The sequence below is a fragment of the Deltaproteobacteria bacterium genome (assembly GCA_029860075.1).
GTDB lineage: Bacteria > Desulfobacterota > JADFVX01 > JADFVX01 > JADFVX01 > JAOUBX01.
In genome coordinates this window covers 22,652-33,189 of the sequence record JAOUBX010000048.1, presented here as the reverse complement: position 1 = coordinate 33,189, position 10,538 = coordinate 22,652, and the positions used below count along the sequence as shown (strand labels likewise).

Annotated in this window: 6 protein-coding genes, 1 tRNA gene and 1 pseudogene; 4 read left to right on the top strand and 4 right to left on the bottom strand. The window is 43.4% G+C overall.

Annotation, left to right across the window (positions count from 1 at the left end; all coding sequences use genetic code 11):
- Nucleotides 1-166: 166 nt before the first annotated feature.
- Entirely contained in the window at nucleotides 167-1,291 is a 1,125-nt protein-coding gene (locus OEV42_14020; GenBank protein ID MDH3975392.1) for a hypothetical protein, read from the bottom strand.
- On the bottom strand, nucleotides 1,288-7,167 hold the full coding sequence (locus tag OEV42_14015) for a hypothetical protein (protein ID MDH3975391.1): 5,880 nt from the start codon (nucleotides 7,165-7,167) through the stop codon (nucleotides 1,288-1,290). Before OEV42_14015 ends, OEV42_14020 begins: the two co-directional genes overlap by 4 nt.
- 378 nt (nucleotides 7,168-7,545) lie before the next feature.
- On the opposite strand from OEV42_14015, the gene OEV42_14010 reads away from it, so the two are divergent.
- The 4 genes and pseudogenes from OEV42_14010 to OEV42_13995 all read left to right on the top strand — a co-directional run bounded on the left by OEV42_14010 (nucleotide 7,546) and on the right by OEV42_13995 (nucleotide 9,271).
- Nucleotides 7,546-7,749 (top strand): hypothetical protein, encoded by a 204-nt coding sequence (locus tag OEV42_14010; GenBank protein ID MDH3975390.1) that lies wholly within the window; start codon nucleotides 7,546-7,548, stop codon nucleotides 7,747-7,749.
- Nucleotides 7,750-7,954: 205 nt separating this feature from the next.
- Nucleotides 7,955-8,542, top strand: a complete 588-nt coding sequence (locus OEV42_14005) for a hypothetical protein (protein ID MDH3975389.1) — start codon at nucleotides 7,955-7,957, stop codon at nucleotides 8,540-8,542.
- 45 nt (nucleotides 8,543-8,587) lie between these two features.
- Nucleotides 8,588-8,878 (top strand): HU family DNA-binding protein, encoded by a 291-nt coding sequence (locus OEV42_14000; GenBank protein MDH3975388.1) that lies wholly within the window; start codon nucleotides 8,588-8,590, stop codon nucleotides 8,876-8,878.
- 138 nt (nucleotides 8,879-9,016) lie between these two features.
- Nucleotides 9,017-9,271: pseudogene (locus OEV42_13995) on the top strand (tyrosine-type recombinase/integrase).
- 20 nt (nucleotides 9,272-9,291) lie between these two features.
- Here OEV42_13995 and OEV42_13990 read toward each other — a convergent pair.
- Together OEV42_13990 and OEV42_13985 are read right to left on the bottom strand one after the other, a co-directional pair.
- Nucleotides 9,292-9,378: transfer RNA gene (locus OEV42_13990), tRNA-Leu, on the bottom strand.
- A 53-nt stretch (nucleotides 9,379-9,431) separates the two neighbouring features.
- The gene (locus OEV42_13985; GenBank protein ID MDH3975387.1) at nucleotides 9,432-10,496 is read right to left on the bottom strand and encodes a methyltransferase domain-containing protein; all 1,065 of its coding nucleotides are present in this window, start codon (nucleotides 10,494-10,496) and stop codon (nucleotides 9,432-9,434) included.
- Nucleotides 10,497-10,538 lie beyond the last annotated feature (42 nt).

The following is a 10,538-nucleotide window of genomic DNA, read 5'->3' as shown; positions in this document are numbered from 1 at the left end:
TGTCCGTCTTTATAAGCCCCGCAAGATCAGTCGCAGTCAGAACATCAACCACATTGAGACCCACCATGCTACCCACCCTGGTGTCATAATCATAGAGATAGAAGGGTGAATCAGAAACATGAGCACCCGTCGTCATTCTCAGGTGGGGAAACAGGACATATTCTCTTTATTTGTTTTTTCCATTCCCCTTGATCCTGTAAACAGCCACACCGCCCTTCTTAAGACAACTTACGACCTCATCTTTGCCATCCCCGTCTATATCGGCAAAAAGGTTTTTCCGCGCATCAAGCAACTTTAATCCAGAATATTTTACAGATTTTTTCTTAATGACAGCACTATCAACACCCATCTTTTTCATTACAATCTTTCTGCCTCCCTTTGACTCCTTCTTCAAATCTGGACCAATTTTGATATATCTCTTTTGCTTATCATAATTCATTAAGACAACCCTTGAACCATCCTCTGTTTCTAATACATCATTAATCTCAATATACCCCTCCTGTGTTTTAGGCGTTGGCTCTTCATATAAAATCTTAAATTCTTTAACTCCCTTATCATATTTAACCATCTTCAATTCATGAGTATCATTTTTTTTATTCCTATCCTCAAATACTATCTCTTTTTGACCATCACCATCGAAATCTGCAACCGCATAATCTACACGTGTCGATCCTTCCAATTGACGATCAGAAATAAGCTCACTAACTAAACTATTCCCTTCCAAATTTATTGCATACAATTTATTCCTCTGATTGATCAAAATTGAATCTTTCTGATCTACACCTAAATTTGTCACGACTATTTTCTTCTTATAAGTAAGCATCTCTTTTGTCATAGTAATTTGTCTGTATTTTGTCCCATTCCATTCAAATACATATATATTTCCTTCGTAAGGATATCCACGGCTTTCCTCATCATCATTCCATCTATAACCAAATAAAATTATCTCTTGTCTCCCATTTCCATTCATATCTCCAAAACGTATTTTACCGTCAAACCCATCACCACCTTCTGCACTAAGATCCTGACTCCTCCAAACATGTTCAATTTCATTTCTTTTTTTATTGTATTTGTAAATATCTACCCTTTTATCCAAATAAAACAATTTCCCTTTTACTTTTTGATAGCTAAACCTAACTAATTCATCAGTTCCATCACCATCCAGATCTGCTGATCCATGTGGACAGAAAATACTTTTTTTTGGAATTACTTCTTCCAATTCAAATGCGTTAGTAACATTATTATAAAAATTAAAAACAAACAAAGCCATTAAGATTATTATATATCTCATTGTTCACAAAACCTCCATTTATAATCACGTGATCTAAAGTCTGGCACATTTAAAAAGTTAATATTTTTAAAATATTCATCTTCATTATTACTGTCTTTGAAGAAACCATACCAACCTACCTCCGTTTGACCAACAACTTGAGTATTAAATAATGACTTAACATAATCTAACCCTTCACCTATTTTATTAGCCTGTTTTATGAGATTACAGTTACCAGGATTCTGATTGAGTGAACTAATAGTTTCATTTAAAACTTCTTCCAGAAGTTCTTCAATATTATTGTTGTATTCTGAATCAAATTTCGATGCAGAAAGTTCACCATTTTCAGAACATTTTAATTTAATTAATCCATCTATGGTTCCTTGTCCCCTACTATAATATGCCGCTGCCATTTTCATTTTTTGCGTTGAACTAAGGTTCCATGTTGGATATTCAGCTTCAAAATCCAAGTATTGTTTTCGAATATACGATATACCACCTTTAATATTAAGAGTTTCCTTGTAACGCATGAGATCTGTTTTTCCTTGTGCAGGAATACCTCCATCGGCAAACGTCCACGTCTCATCAAGCCACGTACTCCTAATTATCTGATAAATACCTTTCGCCCATGTAAATTTCTCAACATTAGAACTGTTAATGTAGCCCTTTGCCGTTGCATGATAGAAGTTAGACTCCTGCATTGCAATGGCCTTTACAAAAGCTACAAACTGCTCATCCGTCAAGCTTGTGGGATTGTGTGCCTTGGCATATTCCGTAACAAGTCCGTAGACCGTTGTCTGATCAGCAAGGTTTGCCTCGTTGTAGAAAGGCATATTGTCATATTCCTTACTCTTTTCAAATGCCTTTTTTAACGTGTCCATACCAGCTAAATTACCAAGGCTAGTATAGTCTATAGACTGTGCCGATGTCTTATAATTTAGGTTAGCGTATTTATTTAGTAAATCAATTTCTTTTTGCATAGAGGCCTCGTCCTTCATAAACGCCTTTTTAAAGGCTATTAGCTTCTTAACCGTATCACTGCCATACCATCCGTCAATAGACATGAATGGATAATAGGGATTTACCTTGTTGGCTTCCGTTTTAGACTGGTCATAACGCGCTACGGCATCCAGGTCTCCCTGCACGCTAAGAGCAAGGTTCACCATCCGTTGTAGCGACTGCACTGCCGGACTCTGCACAGTAACCTTGGAGTATCCTTTCAAATCGTAGAAGAGAAAGGCTGAATCATCATTTTTATTTTCACCGGGAACAAATATATCCTGTTTGTTGCCCTTAATTTCAGCGTAAAACCCTTTTACAGGCGCCGGTGCAAAATAATTGTCGCCATCCTGGAAACTGCCGTAACTATTGTTCGTAGCTGTTGATGTATATGTTGTAGAGAATTGTTGATCAAAGGCTGTCTTAATACGGCCATTGTCAATACGCGCTATGGGTAACGTTATCCTGGATAGCGTATCTTTAAAATTAAACTCCTTACCATCTACAGTCTCCACTGCCATCTCAAGTGTATATTCCCAAGGCTCAGTCAGATTACCGTCAGAACCCTTCCCATCCCATGCAAACTTGTTTTGACCTCTGTTTGTTGTCAGCAGATCATTTGTTATGCTGTTTGTTGCATAGACAACTTTAGGATTACCCAACAAGTCACTCTCGTTAGGGTTCTTAACTAGCAGGTTAATCTTCTTAATATTTGAAAGATCATAATTGATGTAGTAGTTAATATCTATACGACGGCTCTGAGTTTTGGGATTCTTACCAATCTGCAACACTAAGGCCCCTCGCAACAAATAAATATCTATGACTTCGCTCTTCAGTTCATTTTCCGTCCCGTAATTGAATACAAGTTTGGCTGAATAACTATACCCCTGTCTGAACTTCATTCCCCCCTGGCTAATGACAAATTCTTTTTTTGGATTGGGTTCAATAATCCCCATCATGATTTTAGCGCCGTCAGTATCATTTTCATAAACCTCAAGTGTAATATCCCGTGGTGTATAAATACTCTCTTCTGTTTCCGTAGGCGGTTCAACAGTATAGGCGACAAGAGTATCTTTAATAGGGTATCCCTCGTCATTGATAAATACATAGATAGGCTCCAGTACAGGCTTTGCTCCCCAGATGTTGAAATAGGCATTTCCCCTAATTTCTTTCTCTCTTATCAAGATATCGCCCGTCACCTCATGAATATAGGGCTCGGGCACTATTACTGTTGCAGCTGCTTTAATAAAATTCAAGGCTGGCTCCGGCCCCAGAGTTGGAATGGTCGAATACTTGCCGTCTGCGCCGTTCTCCACTGTTGCTGGATTAACACTGCCATTACCGAAAAGAGGCGTAAAATCTACCTTACCATAATCAACAGCCAAGGTCGTAAAAATACCGTTACCCTTCAGATAGTAACTGCCTGTAGTCCCCGCTACTTCATAATCTTCCATGATGTAGTTCAGGGTAGCAGTAATAGGCTTGCTCAATGTCGATTCCGGCAATCCGGCATTTATGGTATTTCCGTGGATATCTGAACTGAAGGTACTGGCAATAATCAGCTTTGGTTCGGCCATAGCCTGATTATCACCTTTAAGCGTCAGCGTACTATGTGAAAAGTCTGCCACCGGTGTGATGGAATTAGCCGTTTCCTCACCGTTTTCATCCCTGAAGGCCGACCCCTTTATTTTATATTGCGTATTCTCCGTATTACCGAGGATGACATAGGCATAAGCCTTCCCGGAACTGTCCGAGACATAGGTTATCGTCGAAGCCGCATTCACGCAATCGAATGTTGCCACACCGGGACAGTCTTCCGGTTTGGCAAAGAGCTTCGCACTTTCAACCGCTGTATCTTCCGACGGCGCTGTACCCCGGAATTTTGACGAGATAACACTGAAAGTCACTATCTTGTTGGCTATGGGATTGTCTAAAGCATCAGCCGCTTTGACTAAAAGCGTCCCCGAATAAATACCCGGATATCCGGTTTCATTATCACCATGAAGCTTTATAAGCTTGACGGCGTCGCCGGGTAAAGCGTATGCTTCGAAGGGTTTATCGGTAAACAGTTCGCCTGATGATACGGAAACCGTATTAAAACCGGCCATCTGCCAGTGGGGAGAAGCTTCGATGTAGTAAGGAGAATCCTCAGTATGCGCTCCGAGCGTCAGCTTTACCCTGGCAATGCCGTCAGGGCCGGTATTTATTACCACAGTGTTTCCGGCTTCACCAATATTTTCACCGGATTTCTCGATTCCCTGAATCGTCCCGCCGCCTTCCTTTAGCCGAAAAGTAACGGGAACATTGGGAACCACTTTCCCGTTGGCATCACGCGCCATGACCATTAAAGCATTTGGCAGCGTCTCATTAACTTTTCCTTTCTGATAGTCAGCCATGGCGACATTCATCCTGACCAGTTTTACAACTGATGTTGGATCATCATTTACACCTGAAGTATAAGGCAAACTTAGACTGTTTAAAATATCCTCCATAATCCACTTACTTTTATCAACCGCCGTCATCCCCCCGGCGATCAATCCGGTAAGCATCCAGCCCGACTCTCCGGTTTCAACATTTTCCTTTAGCCAGCCCGTGCCGAGCCAATCCATGTAACTGATTTCGGAATGGGGAATGCGGATTTCGAATTGCTGATTGACGGCGTTGGTGATCTCTTCTTTGATGTAGTCGTCATAGGGGAGGGTGGGGAGGGTGGTATCTATGTTGCTGCTGTCAATAGTAATGACTTTAGTTGCATGCTGGAATAATTTTGCCGTCGATATGGAATCGACCTGGAAGTCGTCTTCGAAAATTTTATTTTCAAGAATGGAGCCCTCTAAAGCGGCAAGGCGCATGAATTGTTTTTCATTTGAAATCCCCCCTGCCCCCCCTTTTTCTAAGGGGGGAAGTGATGGTATTACTTCGATGGCACGGAAATCGGCATCCATAAAGACACCTGTCCATTCGAAACCGTGGGGTGTATCAAAGAGATAAGCCACATCAATGGCGCCGCCGAGGGTGACGACGGAAGGTAGCGGTCTGGCGATAGCGAGGTTTAGAAGGGAAGCGAGTTCTTCTTCCGCTTCGGACCAGCGGTTGGTGTAGTTTTTGGCTTCTTCAAAAAGCAGAATTTCGGCGCTTTTTTCTTTGTGCACCTTCGTGATCGACCTGGTTCCTATCCCTATAACCGACAAATTGCCTGCAATATGGGTGTTGGTAATTTTTTCCACTACATTTGAACCGGCACCGTGCAACTCGACAGTCACTTCATAATCACTGCCCATGGCGAGACCGCCTGTGGCAACAGCCATGCGTTCACCGTCGATAGTGAGAACGGGCCTGAGTCGCACCAGGTAGGAGGGCGTGTTGTCGAGGCCGCCCCAGGCATTGATGATCTCCTGGTCGTCGATGGTTTCGGGCTCGTAGGTAAGAGCAATGCGCTTTCCTGCCACTTTGATCGTATCAAGGGTCAAGTCAAGAATATTTTCACCGGCGCCCGCCTTTGCAGTAAACCTTACCTTCTGTTTCAGCGCATCGGGAAGTTTTGCAGATTCACCGGTAACAGCAATCTGTTTGAACTGGAGCCCCGAGGGGATGATATTAAGTATTTCCGGCCTGAGGGTCCGCTTATGAAGAAAGTCATCATAGGTAAGCCCCACATTGGCCGCCTCAAGTTCACTGTTGATATAGGCCGTCAGATATTCCAGAGGGCTGTTTGTGTTCAGACCGGAAAGATAATTATCACGCACAGAAGAAATATTGACGAACCCATCGATATGGGACGCGCCATTTTTAATGTAGCCTGCTGGTTTGATGAAGGTATCGAGGCCGAGCCAGGTCTTGCCGTGGCCGTCGATGACGGCGCCGCGGTAATTGGAATAGGGAATGTAGCTATCCACCCAGACATGGGAGAAGCGGAAATTAACCATCTTACCACCTGCAATGACCGGCTCGTAGGGAATACCTGCTTTTTGCAGGAAGCGGGCAATATTCATGGGTTCATCAATGCCGGTCAGGTTTTTGGCCTGTTCCATGCCGCCGAAAAACTCGATAGTTCCCGTCACATAACGGCTGGGAAATCCCGAGGCCCGAAGGAGGGCTACCAAAAGCGCAGCCTGATCGCAGTCGTTGCCGCTTTTCTGGCGGGCCGTCACTTGGGCCCCTTTCATGCAGCCGTAGTACCATTCAGAATGAATGTTGTTTTTTACATATTCATAAATCTCGACGGGATTCCAGTTGAGTGAGGCGGCGAGATCAGTCATTTCTTTGCTGATTGGCGCCTCTTCACTTGCTGCCAGGTCTTCAGGCAGAGAACCCGCACTTCCCCCCCTGTAGGCGGGAGTAACATTAATATTGCTTACGGGCAAAAGGGCGGGAAGGTTAAGATGGCGGTAGGGAAGCGCACCGTGAATGGGGCGGCGCTTTTTGGGCAGCAGTTGTTTCAAAAGGGCTTTTAACTGCGTCAGTGTGCCTTGCTGATCATTGCCCGAAGCGGACATACTGCCCGCATCGGACAGGCTATTTACAAGGCGAATGACTTCACCCATGCTGCGGCGGTATTTATCCAGTACGGCATTGTGCCTTGCTCCCGCTTTAACGCCAAGGGCATTCGCCTTTTCAGCCCCTTTTACAAAGCGCTCTTTTAAAAGCAAGTCCGACGCCATGAGAATATCCGAATAGCCCTTGATCTCACCGATTTCCACCCCGGCATCACTTCCTGATTGAATCTTTGCAAGGGCCTTGTCCGTTAATTTCTGAATCGTCCGCAGGCTTTCCTGCAGGTCGGCTTCAAGGCCTGCATTGGATGCAGCCAAAATAGGCGAACAGTGAAAGATGAGAAAAAATGAGAAGATTGCGGCAATAAGCCCGGACTTGCGAAGTGACAGTAGTAAGGATGACATATTTCTCTTCTCCTTTTTATTTAAAATCTTTTTAACCACCAAGTACACGAAGGAACACGAAGTTTAAATTCTTAAAACCTTTAATCTCTTAATTTCTTCTTCGTGCTCCTTCGTGACCTTTGTGGTTGAATCTTTTATTCTTTAATTCCTTCTTTGCGGATGATTTTTTTTGTTCAATGTATCTAAACAATAACTTATTGAAAAATAAATTACTCGGCTTTTTTTGCTTTTTTTCACACTTTTTTTCGGCTTTTTTTGCTTTTTTTGAAAAAAACAGAACTAATATACTTTTTTAAGGTAAAAAGGTTTAGTCCATAAACCTCTACAATTATTTTCTTTGGTTCTTCTCCAAAGGTTGGCAAGCACAACAATAAGCTCATGGTGATAGACGAGCAGGTAGTGATTGCAGGCAGCTTTAATTATACCGGGCCTACAAATCGCCTCAATAATGAAAACATCATGATCTTTGGTGACCTGGAACCAACCGATGTATCATCCATATCAGACCAAAAAGCCGTAGCAGCCTACGCCCTGGAAGAGATTGACCGCATTTATGATAACTTTGGAAGAGTAGTAGATTAAAATCGATTTCTCTTGACAAGCCACCATGCGTTCCATAGTATTTCAAGAAAGGATTAGTTTATGGCTTCCAATGTGATAAAAGAGCTAAAAGGAGAGCAGCGAGCAGCCTTTCTCCAGCTTGACCCGATAGAGAGGATGTTAAAAATGGAGCGAGCACTTCATGAGATAATCTCGATTAAGGCTGCTGAGGAAGGGGTAAGCGAGAGTGACATCTATAACCGATACCTTAAACGTAATAAAAAACGCCGTCACAGCTTATGAAAAACAGACGAAAAACAAAGCGTCCCTTGCATTAATCGGCGGATATGCCGCCATCTTCTTTGGAGCTGAAAGAACAACACTTGACGTAGATCTCTTTTTCCACTCAACAGCAGAATACCCCGGCTCCTCATTTTTTAACTTCCTAAAAGAATACCTCCCAGACAGATTCAAGCTTCGCTTTATCGAAGCTACCAAAGACCCAACAGACCCGCTAAAACACGACTTGGTAGTAATTGATGATTCAAAAGGCGACTATCCCCGAATAGACATATTGCTCCTGCGCTACAAGTGGGAATTGGAAGGGATAAACGAAGTAAAACCGATCGATAAACTCCCTGTGCCTTTATTCCCTCTGCCCTACCTTGTAGCAATGAAACTCCTGGCCGGAGGAAGAAAGGACGAGCTAGATATCCTTGACCTGTTACAAGCCGCAACAAAAAGCGAGATTGACAAAATAAAAAAATTGGCAAAGAAAGTTCGAAAAGATAAAAACCTTCAAAAGCTTCTAAATGAAATCAAGGAACAGGAATAACTTATTCTTGACATAAAAAACACTACACATAGTATTTTAATAATTATAAATAGGAGCCGATACATGACAAAAGATGAACTCGTAGCAAAAATAGCAGAGGATGCAGGGATTACAAAAAAAGAGGCAGGTGAAGCACTAAAGACTGTAACAAATGAGATATCAGGTGCGCTCTCAAATGGAAACAGCGTTTCTCTTGTAGGCTTTGGGACATTCTCTATCTCTAACAGAGCAGCAAGAACCGGCAGGAACCCTCAGACAGGCGAAGCTATTCAAATAAAAGCAAGTAAAGCTCCGAAGTTTAAGGCAGGGAAGGGACTTAAAGAGGCTGTGAAGTAGGTTTTAGGTAGCATCCAGAAAAAGAGATTGGGTTAGCATATAGAGGGGAAGAGGTTTTAGTAGTGGAAGGCAAAGGCGTGGGGTGTTGATGGGTTGGGAGATTAAGTGGCTGAACTGGATTGCAATTGGCTTGAGGGCAAAGTGCCCCATGATTTTAGAAGAACAGCAGTAAGAAATATGATAAGAGCCGGAGTTCCTGAAAGAGTTGCAATGATGATATCAGGTCACAAAAGGAGAAGCGTTTTTGACAGGTACAACATTGTCAACGAAAAGGATTTGAGGCTCGCTGCAAGGAAAGTTCAAAATCACTTTTATCACAATTTTAGCACAATCGGGGAAATTTCAACTGAAACGGTGACCGAAACAAAAAAATCTGAAACCACATATCATTAATGATTTCAGGGGTTTATGATTGGTGCCGGAGGTCGGAATCGAACCGACATGGAGTTGCCCCCGCTGGATTTTGAGTCCAGTGCGTCTACCAGTTTCACCACTCCGGCAAAGTGTCTATAATAGCTATTTTCCTTTATTTGTCAAGGATTCCCTCAAGCTGTTAACAACAAGATACTGCCGGTGAAGAATCACCCTCTTCCGTTGCAGCAGCAGGGGCCGGCGCGCACTCGAAAGGGCCATAATGAACGGAGCGGTTTCCCGTCACCCTGAAATGCTTGCCCAGCCTTGAGTCCCCTACCATGCCTGCCGTATTACCGCAAACAAGCATGGGCTTGCCTGTAATAAATTTGTGGTGGTCATCGAGTTCATAAAAATGAGGATAGCCGGGAATGGTGCCCAGATAGGTTGCCGTCTGTCCGTAATCTTCACAGATATCTTCCATCCCTTCCAGTTTGAAAGCCCTTACGGTGATGGAATAGAAATCGATCATGCCGATCTTCTCATAAACCCGGGGATCATCGATGCCGATCCTCCTGCTGGAAACAGTCCGGTAATCGGCACAGCCTGTTTCTCTCAGCATGCGCCTGAAATCTTCAATATACATGGCCCCTGAAAGGCATTCGCCGTGCAGTACCTGGTCGTCGATCAGTTCTTCCGGAATCCTTCTCCCTGCAAAGACGTCTGAAAAGTAAAGTTCGCCCCCCGGCTTGAGTACTCTAAAAATCTCTGAAAATACCGACTTTTTATCAGGGGACAGATTGATAACGCAGTTTGAAATAACCACATCGACAGAATTATCTTTAATGCCGAGAGATTGAAGATCTTCGATAAAACCTTTCTTAAATTCCACATTGGGCTTGTCATAACCAAAGCGCCTCATCTGCCCGTCACAGTGTTTGCGTGCTACGGCCAGTTGCTCGTCAGTAATATCGACACCGATAACAAAGCCCTCTTTACCGACAAGCTGAGATAATATGTAAGCATCCCTGCCCGTTCCGCAGCCAAGGTCAAGAACGACCCGCCCTTCCAGTTCAGCCGGTATGGGTGACCCGCAGCCGTAAAAACGGGCAATAATTTCATCATCAATATTATTAATGAGCCTTTTCATCTCATCGGGAATGGCCTCTTCCGTACAGCAGGCGCCTGTTTTCAAGTCGTCCTGGTGCTGAAGCACCTTGCCGTAGTATTCTTGCAGGTTGTCATGGTGAAGTGATGTTTGGGGCATGCTATTTTTCTCCTTCTCTTTAATAAATAAGGGGTGCATTTT